General features: G+C 72.4%; 20 protein-coding genes. 13 read left to right on the top strand and 7 right to left on the bottom strand.

Annotated elements, in window-relative coordinates; translation table 11 throughout:
• Positions 1-30: 30 nt before the first annotated feature.
• Genes ABD208_RS07515 through ABD208_RS07495 form a run of 5 tightly spaced genes read right to left on the bottom strand, consistent with a single transcriptional unit; the run spans position 31 to position 5682 of the window.
• Positions 31-960 (bottom strand): UbiA family prenyltransferase, encoded by a 930-nt coding sequence (locus ABD208_RS07515; RefSeq protein WP_344101149.1) that lies wholly within the window; start codon positions 958-960, stop codon positions 31-33.
• Between the two features lie 28 nt (positions 961-988).
• On the bottom strand, positions 989-2077 hold the full coding sequence (locus ABD208_RS07510; protein WP_344101147.1) for an NAD-dependent epimerase/dehydratase family protein: 1089 nt from the start codon (positions 2075-2077) through the stop codon (positions 989-991).
• A complete protein-coding gene (locus ABD208_RS07505; RefSeq protein WP_344101145.1) occupies positions 2068-3516 on the bottom strand; it encodes an aspartate aminotransferase family protein in 1449 nt (482 codons plus the stop codon). Before ABD208_RS07505 ends, ABD208_RS07510 begins: the two co-directional genes overlap by 10 nt.
• A gap of 14 nt (positions 3517-3530) precedes the next feature.
• Entirely contained in the window at positions 3531-4619 is a 1089-nt protein-coding gene (locus ABD208_RS07500; RefSeq protein WP_344101143.1) for a lysylphosphatidylglycerol synthase domain-containing protein, read from the bottom strand.
• A gap of 7 nt (positions 4620-4626) precedes the next feature.
• A complete protein-coding gene (locus ABD208_RS07495) occupies positions 4627-5682 on the bottom strand; it encodes a glycosyltransferase (RefSeq protein ID WP_344101141.1) in 1056 nt (351 codons plus the stop codon).
• Positions 5683-6054: 372 nt separating this feature from the next.
• Here ABD208_RS07495 and ABD208_RS07490 point away from each other — a divergent pair, with 372 nt between their 5' ends.
• Entirely contained in the window at positions 6055-6672 is a 618-nt protein-coding gene (locus ABD208_RS07490; RefSeq protein WP_344101232.1) for an ANTAR domain-containing response regulator, read from the top strand.
• A 194-nt stretch (positions 6673-6866) separates the two neighbouring features.
• A complete protein-coding gene (locus ABD208_RS07485) occupies positions 6867-7508 on the top strand; it encodes a GNAT family N-acetyltransferase (protein ID WP_344101139.1) in 642 nt (213 codons plus the stop codon).
• 24 nt (positions 7509-7532) lie between these two features.
• Here the strand turns inward: ABD208_RS07485 and ABD208_RS07480 are convergent, their stop codons facing one another.
• Positions 7533-7916, bottom strand: coding sequence for a hotdog fold thioesterase (locus ABD208_RS07480; protein ID WP_344101230.1), 384 nt, complete (start codon positions 7914-7916; stop codon positions 7533-7535).
• A 157-nt stretch (positions 7917-8073) separates the two neighbouring features.
• On the opposite strand from ABD208_RS07480, the gene polA reads away from it, so the two are divergent.
• Together polA and ABD208_RS07470 are read left to right on the top strand one after the other, a co-directional pair.
• Entirely contained in the window at positions 8074-10713 is a 2640-nt protein-coding gene (polA, locus tag ABD208_RS07475) for a DNA polymerase I (protein WP_344101228.1), read from the top strand.
• A 159-nt stretch (positions 10714-10872) separates the two neighbouring features.
• Positions 10873-11244, top strand: coding sequence for a DUF2200 domain-containing protein (locus ABD208_RS07470; protein ID WP_344101137.1), 372 nt, complete (start codon positions 10873-10875; stop codon positions 11242-11244).
• Between the two features lie 57 nt (positions 11245-11301).
• Here ABD208_RS07470 and ABD208_RS07465 read toward each other — a convergent pair whose 3' ends face one another.
• On the bottom strand, positions 11302-12219 hold the full coding sequence (locus ABD208_RS07465) for a class I SAM-dependent methyltransferase (protein ID WP_344101135.1): 918 nt from the start codon (positions 12217-12219) through the stop codon (positions 11302-11304).
• Positions 12220-12430: 211 nt separating this feature from the next.
• Between ABD208_RS07465 and ABD208_RS07460 the strand changes: the two genes are divergently transcribed.
• From ABD208_RS07460 to uvrB, 9 genes are all read left to right on the top strand, one after another.
• Positions 12431-14080: an ABC transporter substrate-binding protein gene (locus ABD208_RS07460; protein WP_344101133.1), complete on the top strand. Its 1650-nt coding sequence runs from the start codon at positions 12431-12433 to the stop codon at positions 14078-14080.
• A gap of 110 nt (positions 14081-14190) precedes the next feature.
• Positions 14191-15198 (top strand): ABC transporter permease, encoded by a 1008-nt coding sequence (locus ABD208_RS07455; protein ID WP_344101131.1) that lies wholly within the window; start codon positions 14191-14193, stop codon positions 15196-15198.
• A 148-nt stretch (positions 15199-15346) separates the two neighbouring features.
• Positions 15347-16255 (top strand): ABC transporter permease, encoded by a 909-nt coding sequence (locus ABD208_RS07450; RefSeq protein WP_344101226.1) that lies wholly within the window; start codon positions 15347-15349, stop codon positions 16253-16255.
• Positions 16252-18063 (top strand): dipeptide ABC transporter ATP-binding protein, encoded by a 1812-nt coding sequence (locus ABD208_RS07445; RefSeq protein ID WP_344101129.1) that lies wholly within the window; start codon positions 16252-16254, stop codon positions 18061-18063. Before ABD208_RS07450 ends, ABD208_RS07445 begins: the two co-directional genes overlap by 4 nt.
• A gap of 192 nt (positions 18064-18255) precedes the next feature.
• A complete protein-coding gene (rpsA, locus tag ABD208_RS07440; RefSeq protein WP_344101127.1) occupies positions 18256-19734 on the top strand; it encodes a 30S ribosomal protein S1 in 1479 nt (492 codons plus the stop codon).
• A gap of 285 nt (positions 19735-20019) precedes the next feature.
• The gene (locus ABD208_RS07435; RefSeq protein ID WP_344101125.1) at positions 20020-21234 is read left to right on the top strand and encodes a cytochrome P450; all 1215 of its coding nucleotides are present in this window, start codon (positions 20020-20022) and stop codon (positions 21232-21234) included.
• Between the two features lie 75 nt (positions 21235-21309).
• Entirely contained in the window at positions 21310-21990 is a 681-nt protein-coding gene (gene coaE, locus ABD208_RS07430) for a dephospho-CoA kinase (protein ID WP_344101123.1), read from the top strand.
• Complete coding sequence (locus ABD208_RS07425; protein ID WP_344101121.1) at positions 21987-22637, top strand: pyroglutamyl-peptidase I; 651 nt, start codon at positions 21987-21989, stop codon at positions 22635-22637. The genes coaE and ABD208_RS07425 overlap by 4 nt, the downstream gene beginning before the upstream one ends.
• A 117-nt stretch (positions 22638-22754) precedes the next feature.
• On the top strand, positions 22755-24863 hold the full coding sequence (uvrB, locus tag ABD208_RS07420; RefSeq protein ID WP_344101119.1) for an excinuclease ABC subunit UvrB: 2109 nt from the start codon (positions 22755-22757) through the stop codon (positions 24861-24863).
• Positions 24864-25045 lie beyond the last annotated feature (182 nt).

The following is a 25045-nucleotide window of genomic DNA, read 5'->3' as shown; positions in this document are numbered from 1 at the left end:
TATCGGTGGGCGTCGGGGGTGGCCGGAGGCTCACGGCAGCACGGTCCCGAGCACGAGGAGGACACCGGTGAGGCCGCCGAGGAAGATCGTCACGCGGTCCGCGGCGATGTCCTTCGACGGGTCGCCGCCCTGCTGCCGCACGAGGATCAGCTGCAGGTAACGCACGAGGATGGCGACGACCAGCGGGACCGAGACGAGCAGCAGGGTCCCCGGGACCCCGGGGGAGAACGCGGCCTGGACGTGGAGCGCGTAGGCGAGCAGCGTCGTGACGACCGCGAGCCCGATGAGCTGGTCCAGGAACGGGATCGAGTAGCCCGCCAGGGCCGGCCGGTGCGCGGACCCGGCCACGCCGATCTCGTGCCGGCGCTTGCCCGCGGCGAACATCAGGCAGGCCGCGAAGATCGTCAGGGCGAGCAGGACGGAGACCTCGCCCTCGGCCGCGATCGCCCCCTGGACGTACCGCAGGGCGAACCCGGAGGCGACGACGGCGATGTCGACGACCGCCACCCGCTTCAGCCCCAGGGTGTAGGCGGCGTTGATCACCAGGTAGGTGCCCGCCGGCCAGGCGTCCTGGACGGTCCGGGCGGCGAGCAGGGCGGCGGCCACGAGCAGCAGCCCGGCCGCGAGGAGGGCGGCGGCCCGGATCGAGACCCGGCCCGAGGCGATGGGGCGGGAACGCTTGACGGGGTGGGCCCGGTCGGCCTCCCGGTCGAGGATGTCGTTCACGACGTAGACGGCCGACGACGCGACGACGAACAGCGCCAGCGCCCAGCCGACGCCGGCCGCGGTGCCGAGGCTCCACTCCGTGACGCCCAGCACGCCGATCGGCACGACGAAGAGGCTCTTGACCCACTGCTGGGGTCGCAGCAGGCGCCAGAGGCCGGCGATCCGTTCCCGTGCGGGGACGCGCGCGGGGACGGGGGCCTGGGTGCGGGGGATCTGGGGGGACAGCACATCCACGGTTCGTGCCCTTCGATCGAGTGTCCGGCTAGAACAGGACCTTGGCCAGCCCGAGGACCCCCTGCTGCCAGGCGTCGCGGCTGGTGTGACCCGTGCCCGCCGCGGTACCCGGCGCCGCGTCGCGCTGTTCGGCGCGCCACCAGTCGAACGTCGCCAGGATCGCGTCCTGGTTCGACTGGCGCGGGCTGAACCCGAGTCGCGTGACGCTCGCCGAGATGTCGACGTAGCTGTGGCGGCGCAGCTTGTGGATCAGGCGGCCGTAGACAGGAGAGGCGCCCAGGCGCCCCAGCACGCCGAGGACGGCGACGGCCGGCCGCTGCGGCAGCGAGACGATGCGGCCGCCGTGCCCGGCGGCGTCGAGCACGGCCTGGAAGTCCTCGCGGATCGTCCCGAACTCGGCGGCGCCGATGTTGTAGGTGCCCGCGGCGACGTCGTCGTCCGCGCGCAGCGCCAGGCAGACGGCGTCGACCAGGTCGTCGATGCCGAGCATCTGGGTCAGCACGTTCCCGTCGCCGAGCACCGGGAAGTTGCGCCCTTCGTCGGCCCATTCGAAGAGCATCGAGAACAGGCCCATCCGGCCCGGGCCGACGAACGTCTTGGGGCGGAGCATCGTGACGCACAGGCCGTCGTCCCGGGCCTGCTCGCACAGCACCTCGGCGTCGGCCTTGGCCCGGCTGTAGGTGTCCACGGGCTCGCGCGGATGGTCCACCGGCGTGGGCACGACGAGCGGGAGGCCGTAGACGGCCGTCGACGAGATGTGCACGAACCGGGGCACGCCCGCGCGCCGCGCGGCGCGCAGGACGGCCCGGGTGCCGCCCACGGTGATGTCGCGGATCTGGTCCTCGGGGTAGCTCGGCAGCGCGGCGACGCAGTGCACGACGGCGTCGGCGCCGTGCAGCCCGGCGAGGACGGCGTCGTCGTCCCGGACGTCGGCGGTCACCTGGACGACGCCGCGCGGCGCGGCGGCGTCGGGCGCCCGGTCGATCCCGACGACGTCGGCGCCCTCCTGGGCGAGGCGGCGCACCAGCGCGGAGCCGAGCATGCCGGACGAACCGGTGACGACGATGCGGCGCCCGCTCAGGTCCGCCTCGTTCACTTCCGCCTCGTTCACTGCCACAGCGACCACACCTTGTCCTTGATCAGCATCGCGAGGAGCTGGGGCATGCCCAGCTCGAGGGTCTTCTCGAACGCCGTGAGGAAGTAGGAGACCTCCTCCTCGCCGGCGACCAGCGGGGGAGCGGCCACCAGCGGGCTCCTGCCGTTGAGCGTGTAGTAGAGGTAGACGCCGTGCCGCTGGTACATCGCGTTGATCACGGAGGCCGTGATCAGCTTGGTCGGCAGCAGCGGGTCACTGTTCAGGCCGCCGGGGGCGTAGCGGGCCGCGAGCTCGATCAGCTTCGGGCTGCCGGACAGGAAGATGCCCTGGATGGCGCCCGCGCCGCGGACGTCCGCGATGAGGTCGGGGAACCGCTCCCGGATCCGGTTCAGCCCGGCGACCAGCTGCGCCTCGATGGCGCGGGCGCGCGCCGGGTAGTCGTCCTCGACGGCCACCCGGACCGCCTCGATCGCCGTCGCGGCCTCCTCGCCGAACCCGTAGTAGGTGGTGCTCGTCGACTGCAGGAGGGCGTCCAGGAGGTTGTCGTAGGCGGGGCGGAAGATCGACTCGCGCGCCACGTACCCCGAGATGGACGACTTCCCGCCGCCGAAGGACTTCGAGGTGGTCATGACGTCCGGCACCAGGCCCGGGTAGCGCATGAAGTGGAACAGCGAGCCGGTCTTGCCCCAGCCGGAGTGGATCTCGTCGAAGATCAGGACGATGTTCTCGGCGGTGCACAGCTCGCGCGCGCCGCGGAGGAACTCCTCGGAGCACTCCTGCATCGTGGTGGCCGAGAACGGCTCGACCAGGAGGGCGTAGACGTCGCTGGAGCCGTCGGGCCGCCGGTGCCGGCCGACGACGTCGCGGAGCGAGCCGAGGTCCCCGAAGGCGAAGTGGTCGATGCCGGGGATCGTGGGGAAGTCGAAGGTGCTCTGCGCGCCCGTCAGGCCGCCGCTGCCCAGCAGCTTCCCGTGGAAGGCGATGTCGGCGGACAGGATCGTCCCGCGCGCGCCCTCGTGGTACTTGTACGCGAGCTTGACGGCCCCTTCGACCGCCTCGGCCCCCGAGTTCGGGAAGAACGACATGCTGAGGTCGCCGGGCAGCAGCGTGGCGAGGTTGTGGCCGAGGGCCGCGACGTACGGCGAGAAGTAGGTCTTGTGGACCTCCATGCGGGACTGCTCCTGGAACCGCCGGCGGGCGGCCAGGATCCGCGGGTGGTTGTGCCCGTGGTTGAGGACGCCGACGCCGCCGGTGAAGTCGAGGATGCGCCGGCCGTCCTTCGTGTGGATCCAGCAGCCCTCGGCGTGGTCGACCAGTTCGCGGCCGAAGCCGAGCGAGGTCATGAGCTTGACCTGGCTGCGGTTCACGTACTTCCGGTAGAGGTCGTGCACGTCGGCGACCGAGAGTTGTTCGGCGTCCTCGACGCTCAGCAGGCCGGTCGCGATCCCTGTCGCTGTCACGTTCTGTCCTTCTCTCACGGTCGGTGCGGGCTGGGGCCGGCTGGTGCCGGGCGGGGCGGTGGCGGGGCCGGTGCGGCGTCGGCCGGGAGGGGCGCGGCGGCGTCGTCGGCTGCGGTGACGTCGGCGGCGGCGGCGCGCCGGCGGACGCGGTCGGCGAGCAGCCACGTGCCGCACAGCAGGACCTCGCCGGTCAGGCACAGCAGCCGGCTCGTGATCACGACGGCGAGCGCGGCGTCGAGCGGGAGGACCGCGGCGAGCGGTGCGGTCAGGGCGACCTCCCGCACGCCGATCCCGTCCGGGAAGACGACGGCGAGCGTCCCGGCGACGGTCGCCGCGGCGAACCCGCCGATCCCGGCGGCGAGGCCCGGGCCGGGCTCCGCCCCCGCGGCGAGCGCCAGGAACCCGGCGTGCGCGCCCGACAGGATCCACCCGCCCGCCGCGAGCAGCAGCGAGAGGCGGACCTCCCGGTCGGCCGCCTCGACCACGTGCCCGCGGCCCACCGCGGTCACCGCCCGCCGGACGGCGCCCGACAGGAGGCGCGGCCAGGCCAGGACGACGACGGCGCCCGCCGCGCCGAGGGCGACCAGCGCCGTGGCCGGGCCGGACGTCCCGAACGCGAGCGGGACGGCGGCCAGCCCGAGCAGGGCGCCCGCGAGCAGGCCGGTGGCCATGCTCAGGAAGAAGGCCGAGACGATCCGCCGGGCCCCGATCCCGGCCGCGCGGCCCAGGTCGATCTGGGCGAGGATGCTCCACACCCGTCCCGGCACGAACTTGCTGAGGAACCCGACGTAGAAGATCCGGGTGGCGGACCGCGTGTCGGTCCCGGGAGCGTCGACGAACACCCGCCACGCGCGCATCGAGAGGTAGACGCCCGCGATGTTCGTGACGAGCCCGGCGGCCAGGACCCAGCCGATCTCCCGGGTCCCGAACATGCGCAGGGACACCAGCGCGCCGTCGTCCACGGTGGACCGGACGGCGAGGAGGAGCGAGACGGCGATCGCGGCGCCGGCGACCAGCCAGAGGACGCGCCGCGTCCCCGGCCGTGCGGCCAGGCGGGAGACCCGGCGGAGCACGCCGTCCGCGGAACCGGCCGTGCCCGTCATGCGGCCCTCACGAGGCGATCCGGGCGGGCCGGCGCGCCTGCCGGCGCCCGGGCCCGAACGACGGGTCCAGGACCCAGCGCACGGCGCCGGCCATCGCGCCGGTGATGAGCGTGACCTGGACCAGGAAGTGGATCCCGGCGAACACCGGCAGGAAGCCGGGCCCCGCGTACCGCAGGACGAACCGGTAGAGCGCGGGGTCGGCAGCGACGCTCAGCACGCCGAGGAGCAGGGACGCGACCGCGAACCAGGGGCTCAGGACGGCCCCGGGCAGCAGCAGCGCCGCGAGCCACGCGGCGCCCGCCCCGAGCGGGCTGTTCGCCCTCAGGCCGCGCCCCCGGTTGTGCTTCTCGATCGCGGCCACCGGGACCAGCAGCTGCGCGCGGCGGAACTGCTCGGACAGGAGCGCGCCGAGCCGGTCGGCCTCGTCGTGCCGGCCGGTGATGCTGCCGGTGAGCAGGATGTCGTGGTGCGGGGCGAGGCGCTCGCTGTACTCGACGTCCTCGGAGTCGCGGAGGTTCTCGTCGAGCGGGCCGGTCGCCTCGAAGACATGGCGCGGCATGGCGGCCATCATGAAGACGGCGGTGCGGACCTTTCCGGCCGACCGCGCCTGCCAGTGGTGCGCGTGCAGCACCCGGTAGCGTTCGACGACGCCGTCGTCGATCAGCGGTTCGGGCGCGACGACGCCCCAGACGAACCCGAGGTCCGGGTCGGCCCGGAGCGCGGCGACCGCCTGCTCGACGGCGTCGGGGGCGAGGGCGACGTCGGAGTCGAGGAAGAAGACGATGTCCCCGCCGGCCTCGGCGACCCCGCGGTTCCGGGCCGCGGAGACCCCGCTGTTCGTGGCGAGCCGGACGACCCGGCACGGGAAGCGCCCCGCGATCTCGCAGGAGTCGTCGGTGCTGGCGTCGTCGACCACGATGATCTCGTACGGCGCGAGGGTCTGGGCCACGAGCGACCCGAGGCACAGCCCCAGGGTCTTGGCGTAGTTGTAGTTGGGGATGACGACTGACACGCGGGGCGTGACCGGCAGGGTGGCGCGTGGTGCGGGTGGATCGGTGGTCATCGGTTCCTCGGGGTTCGCGGCGGTTCGGCACGAGCATGGTTCGAACCGGACCGGGCGTACAGGTGTTCGCAGTGGCAACTGCGGGACGGCAGGACGCGGCCAGGCGCGGATCCCCCGGAACGCCGTGGTTGGCAGCAAGTGCCTGGCAGCGTGGTGCCGCCGGGCCGTGTCCGTCATGTGGAACCGGCCCGGCCGGGCCCGGCCGCGGCGGGAGGTGACGAAGAACAAGCTGCCGACCACGTCCCGGCGGGCCGTGTGTCATATCCGGGACGTAGGATGTGACCCGTGAGCGACGAGAACCCCACTACCACGGCCACCGACGAAGGCACCGCGAGCGGCGCCGGCGCCAAGGTCGAGCTTGATCTTCCTCCGATGGTGGAGCCTGCCGCGGCCGAGGAGCCCGCGCCCGTGCGCGCCAAGCGCCGCGCGGTCGTCGCCGAGGACGAGGCGCTCATCCGCATGGACGTGGTGGAGACGCTGCGCGAGGCGGGGTTCGACGTCGTCGGCGAGGCGGGGGACGGCGAGACGGCCGTGAACCTGGCGCTCGAGCTGAAGCCCGACGTCGTCGTGATGGACGTCAAGATGCCCGAGCTCGACGGCATCTCCGCCGCCGAGCGGATCGGCAAGGCGCACGCCGCGCCCGTGGTGCTGCTCACGGCGTTCTCGCAGACCGAGCTCGTCGAGCGGGCGCGTGACGCGGGCGCCATGGCGTACGTCGTCAAGCCGTTCACCCCGGCGGACCTGCTGCCGTCGGTGGAGATCGCCATCTCGCGCTACCAGCAGATCGGCGCGCTGGAGGCCGAGGTCACTGACCTCAAGGAGCGGTTCGAGACCCGCAAGCGGGTCGACCGCGCCAAGGGCCTGCTGATGACGAAGATGGGCCTGACGGAGCCGGAGTCGTTCCGCTGGATCCAGAAGACGTCGATGGACCGCCGCCTCACGATGCGCGAGGTCGCCGACGCCGTCATCGACCAGGTCGGCAACTCCTGAGCGACGGATCGCCGCAGGTCCCGGCGGGGCCGGTCGGTAACGCCCGGGAAACGGCGCGTAAACGTCCGGTGGCTGGCGCCCGCGGGTCCTGCCTGCGGACTTGGCTCCAGGGCGTCCGCGGGCCTATTCTCGGTCGCTAGTCGGACGAGTGTCCAAGAAGCGTCCGGCGCCAGAGTGTCGTGGAGGTAGCGCCAGTGCGTGAGGCAGTCGATGTGCGGTCGGCCGACGCCGCCGACCTGCGGGCCGTCGCCGAGCTCGCCATCCGCGGGCGCGAGGAGTCGCCCGCGGGCGCTCAGGTGACCGGCGGGGACACGGACCGGCTGGCCGGGCAGCTCAGCGTGCTGCTCGCCGTCGACGGGCGCATCCTGGTCGCCGAGCGCGGCGGCGAGATCGTGGGCGTCGTCGTGGGCCGGGTGGTCGGCCCCCACCTCTTCCTGAACCAGCCCGTGCTGTACCTCGACACGGTGTTCGTGGCCCCGGACGCGCGGCGTCGCGGCGTCGGGCACGCCCTGCTCAGGGCCGTGGCAGCGCTTGCAGTGGACCACGGCTGCGAGGAGGTCTACGCGGCGCCGGTCGCGGGGACGCGGGGGGTACAACGATTTCTGTCCCGTCTGGGGTTCGTGCAGGCCTGCGGGCACCGCATCGTGCCGACGCAGACCCTGCTGCGCAAGCTCGCCCAGGATCTCCCGTTCGCGAAGGGATCGGAGCCGCGCCGCCGCTTCGGCCGGGGCGGCCTGGAGGACATCATCGCCCGCCGCCGTCGCGAACGCGCCGAGACCGGCCCGATCGACCTGCGCGCGGTCCACGCCGAGCACGCCGGGCACGCGGCGGGCTGATCGCCCGCCGGGCCCCCGCGGAGCTCAGGATCCCAGGATCATGCAGGTCAGGCGGGCGGTGCACACCCGCTTGCCCCGGTCGTCGGTGACGACGATCTCGTAGGAGGCGGTCGTGCGGCCCAGGTGGATCGCCGTCGCCACGCCCGTCACCGTTCCCGAGCGCACGGCGCGGTGATGCGTCGCATTCAGCTCGATCCCCACCGCCTGGTGACCCTCGCCGGCGTGCACCTGCGCCGCGACGGACGCGAGCGTCTCCGCCAGCACCGCCGACGAGCCCCCGTGCAGCAGGCCCGCGGGCTGCGTGTTGCCCTCCACCGGCATGGTCCCCGTGGTGCGCCTCGCGGAGATCTCGGTGAGCTCGATGCCGAGCTTGTCGATCACCGTCACCTCGGGGGCGCCGGGGTACATGTCACGCAGAGCGAGGGCGGGACGGCCCCCGTCGTCGATGTCAGTCACGAGGGATAGGTTGTCATCCGTGAGTATCGAAGCGCGAACCGACCCCGCTCCCGCCCCCGGCGCCGCCGCCGGGACCCGCCCCCGCCTGCTCCTCGTGGACGGCCACTCCATGGCCTACCGGGCGTTCTTCGCCCTGCCCGACACGCTGGCCACCACCTCGGGACAGGTCACCAACGCGGTCTTCGGCTTCACGTCCATGCTCACCAACCTGCTGCGCGACGAGACGCCCACGCACGTCGCCGTCGCGTTCGACGCCGGGCGCGTCACCTTCCGCACCGAGCGTTACCCCGAGTACAAGGCGGGCCGCGCCAAGACCCCGGACGAGTTCCGCTCGCAGGTGCCGCTCATCCACGAGGTCCTCGACGCCCTGCACGTGCGGCACGTCAGCCTGGAGGGCATCGAGGCCGACGACATCCTCGCCACACTCGCCGGCCAGGCGTCCGCCGCGGGCATGGAGGTGCTCGTCTGCTCCGGCGACCGCGACGCCCTCCAGCTCGTCGGGGACGACGTCACCGTGCTCTACCCGGTCAAGGGCGTCTCCGAGATGGCTCGCATGACCCCCGCCGCCGTCGAGGAGAAGTACGGGCTCCCGCCGCACCTGTACCCGGACCTCGCCGCGCTCGTCGGGGAGAAGAGCGACAACCTCCCCGGCATCCCCGGCGTCGGCCCCAAGACCGCCGCGAAATGGGTCACCACCTTCGGCGGCCTCGACGAACTGCTCGCGCGCGCGAGCGAGGTCAAGGGCAAGGCGGGGGAGAAGCTCCGCGAGCACGCCGATCAGGTCCGCACCAACCGCGAGCTCAACGCCCTCCTGACGGACGTCACCCTCGACCTCGGCGTCGACGACCTCGCCCTCGTCGGCTTCGACCGGGAGGCCGTGCACCGCGTCTCCGACGCGCTGCAGTTCGGCCAGCTGCGCGACCGCATCCTCGCCGTCGACCCGGCGGGTGAACCCGCCGGGGAGGCGGGCACCGGCGCCGCGGGCACCGTCGAGATCGAGGTGGACGACGTCGCCGCGGGCGGCCTCGCCGGCTGGCTCCGGGCCCGCCCGGGCCGCCTCGGCCTGCACGTCGAGGGGACGACGGCGCCCGCGGGCGGAGACGCCTGGAAGCTCGCGCTCGCCGGGGCCGACCGGCACGCGGTCGTGTACGACACCGCGGAGATCGGGTCCGACGACGACGTCGCGCTCGCGGCCTGGCTCGCCGACGAGTCCGCGCCCAAGGTGGTGCACGGCGCGAAGGCGGCCTGGCACGCGCTCGCCGGGCGCGGCTGGGACCTGCGCGGCGTGGAGTTCGACACCGAGCTGGCCGCCTACCTGTGCCACCCCGACCAGCGCGGCTACGACCTGGGGGACCTCGCCGAGCGCCACCTCGGGCGGCGCCTCGGTGAGCAGGCGCCCGCCGCCCAGGGCGCGCTCGACCTGGACCTGGACGGCGGGGTGCCGGGCGAGGCGGAGGCGACGCGGGCCGCCGCCGTCCTGGACCTGGCCGAGGTGCTCGCGGGCGAGCTCACCGACCGGGGGGCGACGCACCTGCTCGCGGACGTCGAGCTGCCGCTGTCGCGGGTGCTGCAGCGCATGGAGCACGCGGGGATCGCCGCCGACGTCGCCTACCTGACGGAGCTCGAGGCGCACTTCGCCGGCCAGGTGGCCGAGGCGGCGGCGTCGGCGTACGAGGTGATCGGGCGCGAGGTGAACCTGGGCAGCCCGAAGCAGCTGCAGGAGGTCCTGTTCGACGACCTCGCGATGCCGAAGACGAAGAAGATCAAGACCGGCTACACCACGGACGCGGCGGCCCTGCAGGAGCTGTTCGTCAGGACGCAGCACCCGTTCCTGGAGCACCTGCTCACGCACCGCGACGTCACGCGGCTGCGCACCACGGTGGAAGGGCTGCTGAAGACCGTCGGCACGGGCGGGCGGATCCACACCACGTTCCAGCAGACGATCGCCGCGACGGGGCGGCTCAGCTCCGTCGACCCGAACCTGCAGAACATCCCGGTGCGCACGGAGGCGGGCCGGCGGATCCGGCGGGCGTTCGTCGTGGGCGAGGGGTACGAGACGCTCCTGACCGCCGACTACAGCCAGATCGAGATGCGGATCATGGCGCACCTGTCGGGCGACGAGGGGCTGATCAGCGCCTTCAACTCCGGCGAGGATCTGCACCGGTACGTCGGGTCGCGGGTGTTCCAGGTCGAGCCCCAGGACGTCACCTCCGAGATGCGGGCCAAGATCAAGGCCATGAGCTACGGCCTGGCGTACGGGCTGAGCGCCTACGGCCTGTCGCAGCAGCTCGGCATCACCACGGGAGAGGCCCAGGGCCTCATGGACGACTACTTCGAGCGCTTCGGCGGGGTGCGTGACTACCTCACGGGCGTGGTCGAGGAGGCGCGCGCGACCGGCTGGACCGCCACGGTGCTGGGCCGGCGCCGCTACCTGCCGGACCTCACGAGCGACAACCGGCAGCGCCGCCAGATGGCGGAGCGCATGGCGCTGAACGCGCCCATCCAGGGCTCGGCCGCGGACATCATCAAGCTCGCCATGCTCGGCGTCCAGCGGGAGATCGACGCCCAGGGGCTCGGCTCCTGCCTGCTGCTCCAGGTCCACGACGAACTCGTGGTGGAGGTGGCCCCCGGCGAGCGCGAGGCGATGGAGAAGCTGCTGCGCGAGCAGATGGCCGCCGCGTTCGAGCTCGACGTCCCCCTGGACGTCTCGGTCGGCGCCGGCGCCACCTGGCACGAGGCCGCGCACTGACTGCCGCGCGCCGCGGCATCCTGGTACGCGGCGGCGCACCGGCTGCCGGGCGGGCGGTGCATCCTGCTACGGCGGGCCGGAGACGCTACGGCGGGCCGGAGACCGGCGCGCGGCTCCGGTGGCGCCGAGACGGAAGGACGAGACCGAAGGAAGAGAGTGATGGACGCGAAGAACTACGAACGGGTCGTCCGGATGCCCTTCGCGAGCATCTACCCGCTCTACGTCGAGAAGGTGGGGAAGAAGGGCCGCACGACCGCGGAGCTGGACCAGGTGCTGACGTGGCTCACCGGGTACGACGCCGAGGGGCTCCGCGAGGCGATCGCCGACGAGCGGGACCTGCGCGCGTTCTTCGCCGGGGCGCCCGCCATGAACCCGGACGCCGTCCTGATCAAGGGCCTGATCTGCGGCTACCGCGTCGAGGAGATCGAGGACCCGCTGATGCAGCAGATCCGCTGGATGGACAAGCTGGTCGACGAGCTCGCCCGCGGCAAGAAGATGACGTCGATCCTGCGGGGGACCGTGGCTGCGTGACGCCGCGGGCGGTGCGGGGGTCGTCCGGGCCCGGCCGCGCGCCTGCCCGGTCGCGGGTCACTCCTTCGTGGTGACGAAGACCGCCGTCCCCGGCAGGTAGCGGCCGCGTTCCGGGCCCCAGCCGCCCCAGGTCCCGGTGTTCCAGTCCGGCCACTCCGGTTCCACCAGGTCCACGAGCCGCAGGCCCGCCCCCGCGACGTCCCGGACGTGGTCACCGAGCGTCCGGTGGTACTCGGCGTACTCGACCCGCCCGGCGTCGTCGGTCTCGACGTAGGGGCGCCGGTCGAAGTAGGAGCGGTGGGCCGTCAGGCCGGCCGCGGTCGGGTCGTCGGGGAACGCCCACCGGATCGGGTGGGTCACGGAGAAGACCCACCGCCCGCCCGGCCGCAGCACCCGCGCGGCCTCGGCGTGCACCCGCCCGGCGTCGGGCACGAACGGGATGGCCCCGAACGACGTGAACACGACGTCGAACACCCCGTCCCCGAACGGCAGCCGCCGCCCGTCGGCCTGCACGACCCCCACGCCCATGCCCACCCCTCTGCCCATCCCCATCCCCTGGCCGGCCACGAGGTTCTGCGAGCGAGCACGAGGTTCGCGGGCATCGCCCGAGACGACCTGACGAGAACCTCGTGGTCGCTCACCCAAGCTCGTGCCCGGCTCGGGTGAGCTCTCCGCCGCGCGGGCGTGGGCGAGCATCTCGGCCGAGATGTCCGTCGCCACGACCCGGGCGCCCCGCGCGGCGAGCCAGCGGGAGCACTGGGCGGCGCCCGCGCCGATCTCCAGGACGTCGCGGCCCGCGACCTCGCCCAGGAGCCCGGCCTCCGCCTCCGTCAGCCCCTCGGGGCCCCACCGCAGCTCGCCGTCGAGGAACTGATCGTGGTCGTCGAGGTACTCGCCGGCGTTCGCGTCCCACCACCCGCGCGCGGCCGCCCCGCCCTCGTCGTCGTCCACGTCCCGGTACCCGTAATCCCGCACCCGGCCATCATCCCCCGGCGCGGACCGGCCCGGCGCAGGGCGCGGCGGGGCAGGTTCCCATAGCATGTTCGGGTCGGTCACGAATCGATCACGATGTGGACAAGCTTCCGGCGCCGAAACACTGAAGCAACCCACAGGAACCTACAGTCTTGGCACACCACGCAGCGGCGTGCGTAATCCCGGCTCGCCGCACCCGATGGAAGGAGACGCCATGCGTCTGGGTTCACTGCGGCGAGTCGCCGCGCCTGTCGCGATCGCCGCGGCCGGCGCCCTCGCCCTCACCGGCTGTGTCGCCAGCGAGCGCGACCAGGGGTCCGGCGGCGGCGACGACGCCGCGAAGGACACCTTCGTGTTCGCCGGATCGGCCGAGCCGTCCTCGCTCGACCCCGCGTTCGCCTCCGACGGCGAGTCGTTCCGGGTCGCGCGCCAGATCTTCGAGGGTCTCGTCGGCGTCGAGCCCGGTACCGCCGAGGCGGCGCCGCTGCTCGCCGAGAGCTGGGACATCAGCGACGACGGCCTGGAGTACACCTTCCACCTCGTGGACGGCGTGAAGTTCCACGACGGCACCGACTTCGACGCCGAGGCCGTGTGCGCCAACTTCGACCGCTGGTACGAGTGGACCGGGCTCGCCGCCCACGAGAACCTCTCGTACTACTACAAGGCCGTCTTCGGCGGCCCGGGCGAGGACAGCAAGTACGACTCGTGCGAGGCGTCCGACGCCGCGACCGCCGTCGTCACGCTGAACGCGCCCATCCCCGAGATGATCCCCGCGCTGTCGCTCCCGGCGCTGTCGATGCAGTCGCCCGCCGCGATGGAGGAGTTCGGCGCCGACGACGTGCAGGGCACCGCCGACGCCCCGCAGCTGACCGAGTACGGCAAGGCCCACCCGACCGGCACGGGCCCGTACAAGTTCGTCGAGTGGAAGTCCGGCGAGAGCGTCACGCTCGAGGCCAACGAGGACTACCGCGACGAGATCGCCGACGTGAAGAAGATCGTCTTCACGGTCATCGCCGACGGCACCGCCCGGCGCCAGGCCCTGGAGGCCGGTGACATCGACGGCTACGACCTGGTCGCCCCGGCCGACGTCGCGGCCCTGGAGGAGGCGGGCTTCACGCTGCTCGACCGCGACCCGTTCAACATCCTCTACCTCGGCATCAACCAGAAGCAGGAGCCGCTGGACGACCCGCTGGTGCGCCAGGCGCTCGCCCACGCGATCGACAAGGAGGCGCTCGCGTCCTCCACGCTGCCCGAGGGCACCGAGGTCGCCACGCAGTTCGTGCCGTCGACCGTCTCGGGCTACTCCGAGAACGTGCCGACCTACGAGTACGACCCCGAGAAGGCGAAGGAGCTCCTGAAGGAGGCCGGCGCCGAGGACCTCGAGCTCGAGTTCAACTACCCGACCGAGGTGTCCCGCCCCTACATGCCGGACCCCGCCGCGATCTACGAGGCGATCTCCGCGGACCTCGAGGAGGTCGGCATCACGGTGACGGCGACGCCGGAGCCGTGGGCCCCGACCTACATCGACACCATCCAGGGCGGCGAGAAGCACGGCATCCACCTGCTCGGCTGGACCGGTGACTACAACGACACCTACAACTTCATCGGCACGTTCTTCGGCACGGAGTCGATGGAGTGGGGCTTCGACGACAAGACGGTCTTCCAGGCCATCGACGACGCCCGCAACGCCCCGCTCGAGGAGCAGGAGGCCGCCTACCAGGCCGCCAACGAGGCGATCATGGAGTTCCTCCCGGGCATCCCGCTCGCGAGCCCGGTCCCGACGCTGGTCGTGGCGCCGGACGTGGCCGGCTACCCGATCTCGCCGGTCCAGGACGAGGTCTACCACACCATCACGTTCGAGTGACCCCGGGTCAACCCCCGTCAAAGAGGCCGTAACATCGATGCCCGTGCCCGCGGCGGACCGCCGCCGGCACGGGCATCCATGTGCCTCGTCACGGACCAAAGGACCGACACATGCTCAGACTCGTCACGCAGCGGCTGCTGCTGCTGATACCCCTCCTGCTGGGGCTCTCCGTGCTGCTGTTCGCCTGGGTGCGGGCCCTCCCGGGCGGGCCGGTCACGGCCATGCTCGGCGAGCGCTACACGCCCGAGGCCGCCGCGGAGATCGAGCGCGAGATGGGGCTCGACCAGCCCCTGATCGTGCAGTACGGCAAGTACCTCCTCCGCCTGATCCAGGGCGACTTCGGCACCTCGCTGATGAGCGGCCGCCCCGTCCTGGAGGAGTTCCTCACCAAGTTCCCCGCCACGATCGAGCTGACCGTGGTCGCCCTCGTGTTCGCGATCGGCGTCGGGATCCCGCTGGGCTACCTGGCCGCGCGCCGGGCCGGCTCGGTGGTCGACCACTCGGCCGTGGTCGTGTCGCTCATCGGCGTGACCGTGCCGGTGTTCTTCCTGGCGTTCATCCTGAAGTACCTGTTCGCGGTCGAGCTCGGGTGGTTCCCCACCAGCGGGCGGCAGTCCGCGACGATGGTCGCGACGCATCCCACCAACTTCTACGTGCTGGACGGCCTGCTCACCGCCGAGTGGGACGCGGCCTGGGACGCGCTGGTGCACCTGATCCTGCCGGGCGTCGCGCTCGGCACGATCCCGCTGGCGATCATCGCGCGCATGACGCGCGCGGCGGTCTCCGAGGTGCAGAACGCGGACTACGTGCGCACGGCGCGAGCGAAGGGCATCAGGGCGTCGCGCCTGCGCACCGAGCACATCCTGCGCAACGCGATGCTGCCGGTCCTCACGACGATCGGCCTCCAGGTGGGCCTGCTGCTCAGCGGCGCCGTGCTCACGGAGACGGTCTTCGCGTTCAGCGGTATCGGCAGCTTCCTGGCCGAGGCCGTGTTCAACGCGGACTACCCGGTGCTGCAGGGCTTCGTGCTGCTCATCGCGGTGACGTACGCCCTGGTGAACCTGCTCGTCGACGTGTCGTACGGATTGATCGACCCCCGGCTCAGGAGGCAGCAATGATCGACAATGGCGGAGCCTCGGTCATGGCTGCCGACCGGGTGCGGGTGTCCCGCAAGACATCGAGGAGGCAGCAGTGAGCGCCAACGAGCTTCCCCCCACCTCCGGAGGCGGTGCGGCGGCCGCGCCGCTGCACACCGGACCCGCGTCCATCCACGGGGCCGACGGCGGGACCGCCGGCACCGACCACTCCGGCGAGGGCGTGTGGTCCCGCGCCTGGCGCACCCTGCGCCGCAACCCCGTCGCGATCGGCGGCTTCGTCATCGTCGCGCTGTTCGTCCTCGTGGCGGTCCTGGCGCCGGTCCTGGCGCCGTTCGGGCCCAGCGAGCTCCCGGGCCGCGCCGAGATCCGGCCCACGCACATCCCCGGCCCGTCGTCGGACTACCTGCTGGGCCTGGACCGCTACGGCGGCGACGTGCTGTCCAAGCTGATCTGGGGCGCGCGCGCCTCGCTGCTGGTCGGCATCCTGTCCACGCTGTTCGGGCTCGCGGGCGGCATGCTGCTCGGCCTGCTCGCGGGCTGGTTCGGCGGCTGGGTCGACTTCGCGGCCATGCGGCTGGTGGACCTCATGCTGTCGGTGCCGTCGCTGCTGCTCGCGGTCTCGATCGCGGCGATCGCGGGGCAGTCGCAGATGTCGGTCATCGTCGCGATCGGCGTCGTCCAGGTGCCGATCTTCGCGCGGTTGCTGCGCGGGTCGATGCTGTCGCAGCGCGGGCAGGACTACGTGCTGGCGGCGTCGGCCCTGGGCCTGACGCGGCGCGCGGTGACGATGAGTCACGTGCTGCCGAACTCGGTCGGCCCGGTCATCGTGCAGGCCACCCTGACGCTGGCCACCGCGGTCATCGAGGCGGCGGCGCTGTCCTTCCTCGGCCTCGGCGGCGGCGAGCCGTCGACGGCGGAGTGGGGCCGCATGCTGACGGCCGCGCAGCAGGAACTCGCGGTCGCGCCGCGCCTGGCGATCCTGCCGGGCGTGTGCATCGCGATCACCGCCCTCGGCTTCACGCTCGTGGGCGAGAGCCTGCGCGAGGCCCTTGACCCGAGGAACAGGACCCGGCGATGAACGACGAGAAGAAGACGCAGCACACCGACGACGCCGGCGCGGGGAAGCGGGTCATCGACCTGACGGACGGCACGGACACGGGGACGGCGCAGGGCGCCCAGGCGGCCGACGACGTCGTCCTGCGCGTCGAGGACCTCGCCGTCGACTTCCGCACCGAGGGCGGCGCCGCGCGCGCCGTGCGCGGCGCGAACCTCACGGTCCGCCGCGGCGAGACGGTCGCGATCGTCGGCGAGTCCGGCTCGGGCAAGACGACGCTCGCGATGGCGGTCCTCGGGTTGCTGGCGAGCAACGGCTCGGTCGCCGAGGGGCACATCTGGTTCCGCGGCGAGGACCTCGGGAAGGTCTCGGCGCAGCGCCTGGCGAGCCTGCGCGGCACCGACCTGGGCCTCGTCCCGCAGGACCCGATGACGAACCTGGACCCGGTCATGCCGATCGGGCGCCAGATCGACGAGGGCCTGATCGACAACGGGCTGCGCAGGCCCGGCCGGGACGCCCGCGGCCGCACGGTCGAGCTGCTCTCGGAGGCCGGGCTGCCCGACGCCGCCCGGCGGGCCTCGCAGTACCCGCACGAGTTCTCGGGCGGGATGCGGCAGCGCGCGCTCATCGCAATGGGCCTGTCCGGCCGGCCAGCGCTGCTGGTCGCCGACGAGCCGACGTCGGCCCTCGACGTGACCGTGCAGCGCGGCATCCTCGACCAGCTGTCGGACCTCACGCACGAGCTCGGCACGGCCGTGCTGCTCATCACGCACGACCTCGGCCTCGCTGCCGAGCGCGCCGACCAGGTCGTGGTGATGTACCGCGGCGAGATCGTGGAGCAGGGCCCCGCGCGCGAGGTCCTGATGAACCCGCACCACGAGTACACGAAGCGGCTCATGGCGTCCGCGCCGTCGCTGGCGTCGCGCCGGATCGAGATCGCGCGCGAGCGCGGTCTCGAGGAGGTGCTGCAGGAGGCGCTGCTCGCGCCGGAGGCGGAGGCCGAGGCCGCCGCCGGGCAGGCGGGCGCGGAGGCGCCGCTGGTCAGCGTCCGGGACGCCACCAAGGTGTTCCGGATCCGCGGCCGCGGCCTGCTCGGCCGGGGCAAGGACTTCACGGCCGTCGACGGCGTCAGCCTCGACGTCCCGCGCGGCTCGACCGTCGCGGTGGTCGGCGAGTCCGGCTCCGGCAAGTCGACCCTCGCCCGGATGATCCTGGACATCGAGCCGCCGACGTCGGGCACGATCACGTTCGACGGCGAGCCGGTGGGCGGGCGCACGCAGGCGGCGCGGATCGCGTACCGGCGCCGGGTGCAGCCGGTGTTCCAGGACCCGTACTCGTCGCTCGACCCGATGTACTCGGTGTTCCGGGCGATCGAGGAGCCGCTGCGGGCGCACGCCTACGGCGATCAGGCAGCCCGCCGGGAACGGGTCGAGGAGCTCGCCGATCAGGTCGCCCTGGGCAAGGGGCTGCTGCGGCGGTTCCCGTCCGAGCTGTCCGGCGGGCAGCGGCAGCGCGTCGCGATCGCGCGGGCGCTGGCGCTGCGGCCCGAGCTGGTGGTGTGCGACGAGGCGGTCTCCGCGCTCGACGTCGTCGTCCAGGCGCAGATCCTGCGGCTGCTGGCCGGCCTGCAGGAGGAGCTGGGCCTGACCTACCTGTTCATCACGCACGACCTGGCCGTGGTGCGGCAGATCGCCGACCGCGTGCTGGTCATGCAGGACGGCCGCCTGGTGGAGGAGGGCACCGTCGACGAGGTGTTCGACAGCCCGCGCACCGGGTACACCCGTGCCCTGCTGGACGCCATCCCGGGCAAGGATCTCGAGCTCGCCCTGTGACTCCCGTCCGTCCCCGGCCGGCCGGCGCGACCTCGCGTTGACCGGCCGGGGCGCTGTGGCTAGGATGAACGGCGGTGCCGTGCGCCTGCGAGCCGACACCACACACCGTCTGCTCCTCATCGAGCAGTCGTCATGCTGTACCTCAAGTCCCTGTCCGAACTACGCCATGTCCGCATCGGAGCATCGAACTCAATGACCATCTCCACCACGAAGTCCGCACCTCAGGTCGCCGTCAACGACATCGGCACCGAGGAGGACTTCCTCGCTGCCATCGACGCCACCATCAAGTACTTCAACGATGGTGACATCGTCGAAGGCACGATCGTCAAGGTGGACCGTGACGAGGTCCTCCTCGACATCGGTTACAAGACCGAGGGCGTGATCCCCTCCCGGGAGCTCTCGATCAAGCACGACGTCGACCCCGGCGAGGTCGTCTCCGTCGGCGACGACGTCGAGGCCCTGGTCCTCCAGAAGGAGGACAAGGAAGGCCGTCTGATCCTGTCCAAGAAGCGCGCCCAGTACGAGCGCGCCTGGGGCACGATCGAGAAGATCAAGGAGGAGGACGGCGTCGTCACCGGCACCGTCATCGAGGTCGTCAAGGGCGGCCTCATCCTCGACATCGGCCTGCGGGGCTTCCTCCCCGCCTCCCTCGTGGAGATGCGTCGGGTCCGCGACCTCATGCCGTACGTCGGCAAGGAGATCGAGGCCAAGATCATCGAGCTCGACAAGAACCGCAACAACGTGGTCCTGTCGCGCCGTGCCTGGCTGGAGCAGACCCAGTCCGAGGTGCGTTCCACCTTCCTGCAGACGCTGCAGAAGGGCCAGGTCCGCCCCGGTGTGGTCTCCTCGATCGTCAACTTCGGCGCCTTCGTCGACCTGGGCGGCGTGGACGGCCTCGTGCACGTCTCCGAGCTGTCCTGGAAGCACATCGACCACCCGTCCGAGGTCGTCGAGGTGGGCCAGGAGGTCACCGTCGAGGTGCTCGACGTCGACTTCGACCGCGAGCGTGTCTCCCTGTCGCTGAAGGCGACGCAGGAGGACCCGTGGCAGACCTTCGCGCGCACCCACGCCATCGGCCAGGTCGTGCCCGGTAAGGTCACCAAGATCGTTCCGTTCGGTGCGTTCGTGCGCGTCGAGGACGGCATCGAGGGCCTCGTGCACATCTCCGAGCTGGCCGTGCGCCACGTGGAGCTCGCCGAGCAGGTCGTCGCCGTCGGCGCCGAGGTGTTCGTCAAGGTCATCGACATCGACCTGGAGCGCCGCCGGATCTCGCTGTCGCTCAAGCAGGCCAACGAGGGCGTGGACCCGGAGTCCGAGGACTTCGACCCCGCGCTCTACGGCATGGCCGCCGAGTACGACGACCAGGGGAACTACAAGTACCCCGAGGGCTTCGACCCGGAGACCAACGAGTGGCTCGAGGGCTTCGAGACGCAGCGCGAGGCCTGGGAGGCGGAGTACGCCAAGGCGCACGCCCGCTGGGAGTCGCACCGCAAGCAGGTCGCCGAGGCGCTCGCCGCGGACAACGACACCGACGACGAGGCCGCGGCCCCGGCCGCCGCGTCGTCGTCCTCCTCGTCCTACTCCTCGGCCCCGGCCGAGGAGGACGCCGGCGGCACGCTGGCCTCCGACGAGGCGCTCGCCGCGCTCCGTGAGAAGCTGACGGGTAACTGATTCCGCCGGCCCTGACCGCATGCGGCCGGGGCAGGTGACAGGGACGCGACGACGGCCCGCCATCCTTCGCGGATGGCGGGCCGTCGTGCGTCTCCGGCAGCCTTCGGGACGCCGGCCGGCGCAGCACGCCAGATCTTGTTCACCTTTCGTACCTGTGATGTGATCTCCCAGGTCACCCGTGCTAGAAATCAGCCCCAGGCGTCGTGCGACGTCCCGGCGGGCGCACGGCCGGGTGAATTCCGACGGGGAGCCGGTCCGGCCGGCTCCGGAGGGTGTGAGCAGGACATGGGTGAAGAGCTTTCCCGTCCCGGCGGGCGGCGGGTCGCGCTGGTCGAGCTGACCGGGGCGCGTGACATGGGAAAGGCCCTGCGTGAGCTCGAGGACGAGCACGGCTCGGTCGCGCCCGTGGACCTCGAGCCGGGCGTGCCCGGCTGGCTGGTCCTGGGGCACGCCGAGGTGGCGCAGGTGATGCGGCTGGAGACGGTGTTCGCGCGCGATCCGCGGCACTGGCGCTGGTACCACGAGGGGCGGCTGCTGGCGGACTCGGTGCTGCTGCCGATCCTCTCGCCGGGCGGTCGCGAGGCCATGTACTACAAGGACGGCCCGGAGCACCGCCGGCTGCGCACGCCGGTCGACGACGTGCTCGGCGAGTTCGACGAGACGACGACCGCCGCGATGGTCCGGGCGGTCGCGGACGGGCTGATCGAGCAGTTCGCGGGCCGCGGGCGGGCCGAGCTGATCAGCGAGTACACCGTGGCGATGTCCTTCCTGTCGGTGGCCGCGATGTTCGGGTTCCGCCGGCAGGAGGGCCTGGCCCTCATGCACTGCGCGCTGGAGATCTTCGGCCACGGCGGCAGCGCCGCCGTGGGCCTGCGCACCCTGGACCGGCTCGTGCTCGACCACGTGGTGGAGCTGCGTGCCGCCCCCGGGGCGGACCTGACCAGCAAGCTGATCCGGCACGGCGGGCTGCGCGACGACACCGAGGTGGCGCACACGATCGTGGTCGCGATCTGCGCCGCGCTGGAGATGCTCGTCTCCTGGAGCGCCGCGGCGCTGCGCCTGATGCTCACGGACCCGCGCTTCACCGGCCGGGTGGTCGGCGCCCGCCGGGGCCTGGACGACGCCGTCGACGAGGTGCTCTGGCGCGAGCCGCCGGTGGCGGCGCTGCCCGCGCGCTACGCGGTGGGGGACTGGCTGCTCGGCGACCGGATGATCCGCGAGGGCGACGCCCTGGTGATGAGCCTGGCCGCGGCCAACACGGATCCGCGGGTCCATCCCGACGCCGAGTTCGACGCCGGGAACCGCTCGCACCTGTCCTTCGGCCTCGGCGCGCACTCCTGCCCGGCGCGCCGTCAGGCCCGGCTCGTGGTGCGGATCGCCGTGGAGCGCCTCGTCCAGCGCCTCGACCTGCGGCTCGTGGACGACGACGTCACGTGGGCGCCCTCGCCGTGGTCGCGGTACCCGGCGGCGATGCGCGTCGAGTTCACGCCGGTCGGCTGAGGTGCCGGGGCCTGCGGCGCGCCGTACGACATCGTTTCGGGGGCGTGCGGGTCCGGCGTAGGGCAACATGGGTTCATGTTCCGGATCGGTCTCACAGGGGGGATCGCCGCGGGGAAGTCCGTCGCCGCGCGGCGGTTCGCCGAACTCGGCGCCGTCGTCGTCGATCACGACCAGCTCGCGCGCGACGCCGTCGCGCCCGGATCGGTCGGCCTGGAGGAGATCGCCGCGGCGTTCGGCGAGGACGCGATCGCGGCGGACGGCACGCTCGACCGCGCGGCCCTCGGCCGCATCGTGTTCGCCGACGACGACGCGCGGGAGCGGCTCAACGGCATCATCCACCCCCAGGTGCGCCGGCTGTCCGCCGAGCGCGAGGCGGCCGCGGCGGTCCGGGACCCGCGCGCCGTCGTCGTGCACGACATCCCGCTGCTGGTCGAGACCGGGCAGGCGGAGGCGTTCCATCTGGTCGCGGTCGTGCACACGCCCGCCGGGCAGCGGCTGACCCGGCTGCTGGAGAGCCGGGGGATGGCGGAGGACGAGGCGCGCGGCCGGATCGGCGCGCAGGCCCCCGACGACGTCCGGCTCGCCGCCGCCGACGTCGTTCTGGACGGCTCCGGGACGCCGGCGGAGCTCGAGGCGCAGGTCGACGAGCTGTGGGAACGGGTGCAGCGCGAGGTCGCGCAGGAGGCGAGCGCCGAGGCCGACGACGCGGCGCTGCACGACGTGCGGCAGTACGGCGGCGGGGCGGCCGGCGCGTGAGGGCGCTGGTCACGGGCTTCGAGCCGTTCGGAGGGGACGAGGTCAACGCGTCGGCCGAGGCGGTGCGGCGCCTCGCGGCGGTCTGGGACGCGGGCGCCGAGGGGGCGGAGCTGACGACGCTGCTGCTGCCGGTGACGTTCGCCGGCGCGTTCACGCCCCTGCGCGGGGCCGTGCGGGCCGCCGAGAGCCAGGGGCGGCCGTACGACGTCGTCGTCGCCGCCGGGCTGGTCGCCGGGACCGACAAGGTCCGGCTGGAGCGCGTGGCGATCAACGTCGCGGACGCGCGGATCCCCGACAACTCCGGCTTCGCCCCGGCCGACGAGACCCTGTTCGACGGCGGGCCCGCCGCCCACTTCACGGGCCTGCCCGTGAAGAGCGCGCTGGCCGCGCTGCACGCCGCGGGGATCCCCGCGGCGCTGTCCAACACCGCCGGGACGTTCGTCTGCAACACCGTCTTCTACGCGCTGCGCCACGTGTTCGGGCCCGACGCCGTGACGGGTTTCGTGCACGTGCCGCGCCTGCGCGAGGAGCGGATGGACGGGGACCCGGGGCTGCCGCTGTCCCTGCTGGCGGAGGCCCTGCGGATCGTGGTGGCGACGTCGCTGGCGGCGGTGCGGAGCGGGGCGGGCGTGCTGGCGGGACGTTGATGTCAGTGCTTGTCGCTGCCGTCTCCTCGTGTTCGCGGTGGGCGAGTGCCTCGTTCCTCGGCCCTCACCCACCGCGAACCCGTCGTCGATGTCAGTGACCCCGTCTACCGTAGAGACATGCGCCCAGTCACCGACCTGCAGCGGACCGTCGCACCGATCGAGGTGGTCTCCGAGTACCGGCCCGCGGGGGACCAGCCCGCCGCCATCGCCCAGCTCACCGAGCGGATCCAGGCGGGCGAGAAGGACGTCGTGCTGCTGGGCGCCACGGGTACGGGCAAGAGCGCGACGACGGCCTGGCTGATCGAGAAGCTGCAGCGGCCCACGCTGATCATGGCGCCGAACAAGACGCTGGCCGCGCAGCTCACGAGCGAGTTCCGCGAGCTGCTGCCGAACAACGCGGTCGAGTACTTCGTCTCGTACTACGACTACTACCAGCCCGAGGCGTACATCGCGCAGTCGGACACGTACATCGAGAAGGACTCGTCGATCAACGACGAGGTCGAGCGGCTGCGGCACAGCGCGACGTCGTCGCTGCTGACGCGGCGGGACGTCGTCGTGGTGGCGTCGGTGTCGTGCATCTACGGCCTGGGCACGCCGCAGGAGTACGTGGACCGCATGGTGCGGCTCGACGTCGGGGACGTCGTCGACCGCGACGAGCTGCTGCGGAAGTTCGTGACGATGCAGTACACGCGCAACGACACCGCGTTCACGCGCGGCACGTTCCGCGTGCGGGGCGACACGGTCGAGATCATCCCGGTGTACGAGGAGCTCGCGGTGCGCATCGAGATGTTCGGCGACGAGATCGAGTCGATCCAGACGCTGCACCCGCTGACCGGCGACGTGATCCGGACCGAGACGAGCGTGTACCTGTTCCCGGCGACGCACTACGTGGCCGGCCCGGAGCGGATGGGGCGCGCGATCACGGGCATCGAGGCGGAACTGGCGGCCCGGCTGGCGGAGCTGGAGGGCCAGGGCAAGCTGCTGGAGGCGCAGCGGCTGCGCATGCGCACGTCGTACGACATCGAGATGATGCAGCAGATCGGCACCTGCAACGGCATCGAGAACTACTCGATGCACATCGACGGCCGCGAGCCGGGCACCCCGCCGAACACCCTGCTCGACTACTTCCCCGAGGACTTCCTGCTCGTCATCGACGAGTCGCACCAGACCGTGCCGCAGATCGGGTCGATGTTCGAGGGCGACATGTCGCGCAAGCGCTCGCTCGTGGACCACGGCTTCCGGTTGCCGAGCGCGATGGACAACCGGCCGCTGAAGTGGGAGGAGTTCACCGAGCGGATCGGCCAGACGGTCTACCTCTCGGCGACGCCGGGCGACTACGAGATGTCCCTGTCCGACGGCGTGGTGGAGCAGGTCATCCGGCCCACCGGCCTGGTGGACCCGCAGGTCGTCGTCAAGCCGACGACGGGCCAGATCGACGACCTGCTCGGGGAGATCCGCGAACGCGTCGAGAAGGACGAGCGCGTGCTGGTCACGACCCTCACCAAGAAGATGGCGGAGGATCTGACCGACTACTTCCTGGAGCGCGGGGTCCGGGTCCAGTACCTGCACTCCGAGGTGGACACGCTGCGCCGCGTCGAGCTGCTGCGGGAGCTGCGCCTCGGCGAGTTCGACGTGCTGGTGGGCATCAACCTGCTGCGTGAGGGCCTCGACCTGCCGGAGGTGTCGCTCGTGGCGATCCTCGACGCCGACAAGGAGGGGTTCCTGCGCTCGGGCCGCTCCCTGATCCAGACGATCGGCCGCGCGGCCCGCAACGTGTCGGGCGAGGTGCACATGTACGCGGACAAGATCACGCCTGCGATGCGCCAGGCGCTCGACGAGACCGACCGGCGCCGCGAGAAGCAGATCGCGTACAACGAGGCCAACGGCATCGACCCGACGCCGCTGCGCAAGAAGATCGCGGACGTCACCGACATGCTGGCCCGCGAGGACCTCGACACCGCCGAGCTGCTGGCGGGCGGGTACCGCAAGCCGGCCGGCGAACGCCGGGGCCGGGCACCCGTCCCGGGCTCGCCGAAGGAGGGCGCGACCACCGGCAACCGGCTCGCGGGCGCGGCCGCGAGCGAGCTGGCCGAGCTCATCCAGGAGCTCACGGACCAGATGCACGGGGCGGCCGCCGAGCTGCAGTTCGAGGTCGCCGCCCGGCTGCGCGACGAGATCTCCGGGCTGAAGAAGGAGCTCCGCCAGATGCAGGCGGCCACCGCCTGACGAGCGCGGCGGCCGCCATGGCATCCGTCGTGGCGGCCGCCGCGTGACTGGTCTCACGCGCCCCCCGCGCCAGGGGTGAAGTAGACTGCGGGCCTTGGAGGGGAGTACCTCAGGACGGCTCGATCGTCAGTACGGGTGACAACGGCGTTACCCCGGGCGAGCCGGCCTGCCGTGCGAATCCA

Origin of the sequence: Myceligenerans crystallogenes (assembly GCF_039529775.1) — a bacterium.
GTDB lineage: Bacteria > Actinomycetota > Actinomycetes > Actinomycetales > Cellulomonadaceae > Myceligenerans > Myceligenerans crystallogenes.
The sequence above is the reverse complement of the archived record's forward strand: the minus strand, read 5'-3'. Positions and strand labels throughout refer to the sequence as shown.

What these genes read in the sequence shown, in the direction of transcription:
- ABD208_RS07500 (WP_344101143.1), bottom strand. Translation starts at nt 4,619, where the DNA reads ATGACGGGCACGGCCGGTTCCGCGGACGGCGTGCTCCGCCGGGTCTCC.
- ABD208_RS07495 (WP_344101141.1), bottom strand. Translation starts at nt 5,682, where the DNA reads ATGACCACCGATCCACCCGCACCACGCGCCACCCTGCCGGTCACGCCC.
- ABD208_RS07490 (WP_344101232.1), top strand. Translation starts at nt 6,055, where the DNA reads ATGGTGGAGCCTGCCGCGGCCGAGGAGCCCGCGCCCGTGCGCGCCAAG.
- ABD208_RS07480 (WP_344101230.1), bottom strand. Translation starts at nt 7,916, where the DNA reads ATGTACCCCGGCGCCCCCGAGGTGACGGTGATCGACAAGCTCGGCATC.
- polA (WP_344101228.1), top strand. Translation starts at nt 8,074, where the DNA reads ATGGCCTACCGGGCGTTCTTCGCCCTGCCCGACACGCTGGCCACCACC.
- ABD208_RS07470 (WP_344101137.1), top strand. Translation starts at nt 10,873, where the DNA reads ATGGACGCGAAGAACTACGAACGGGTCGTCCGGATGCCCTTCGCGAGC.
- ABD208_RS07460 (WP_344101133.1), top strand. Translation starts at nt 12,431, where the DNA reads ATGCGTCTGGGTTCACTGCGGCGAGTCGCCGCGCCTGTCGCGATCGCC.
- ABD208_RS07455 (WP_344101131.1), top strand. Translation starts at nt 14,191, where the DNA reads ATGCTCAGACTCGTCACGCAGCGGCTGCTGCTGCTGATACCCCTCCTG.
- ABD208_RS07445 (WP_344101129.1), top strand. Translation starts at nt 16,252, where the DNA reads ATGAACGACGAGAAGAAGACGCAGCACACCGACGACGCCGGCGCGGGG.
- rpsA (WP_344101127.1), top strand. Translation starts at nt 18,256, where the DNA reads ATGACCATCTCCACCACGAAGTCCGCACCTCAGGTCGCCGTCAACGAC.
- ABD208_RS07435 (WP_344101125.1), top strand. Translation starts at nt 20,020, where the DNA reads ATGGGTGAAGAGCTTTCCCGTCCCGGCGGGCGGCGGGTCGCGCTGGTC.
- coaE (WP_344101123.1), top strand. Translation starts at nt 21,310, where the DNA reads ATGTTCCGGATCGGTCTCACAGGGGGGATCGCCGCGGGGAAGTCCGTC.
- uvrB (WP_344101119.1), top strand. Translation starts at nt 22,755, where the DNA reads ATGCGCCCAGTCACCGACCTGCAGCGGACCGTCGCACCGATCGAGGTG.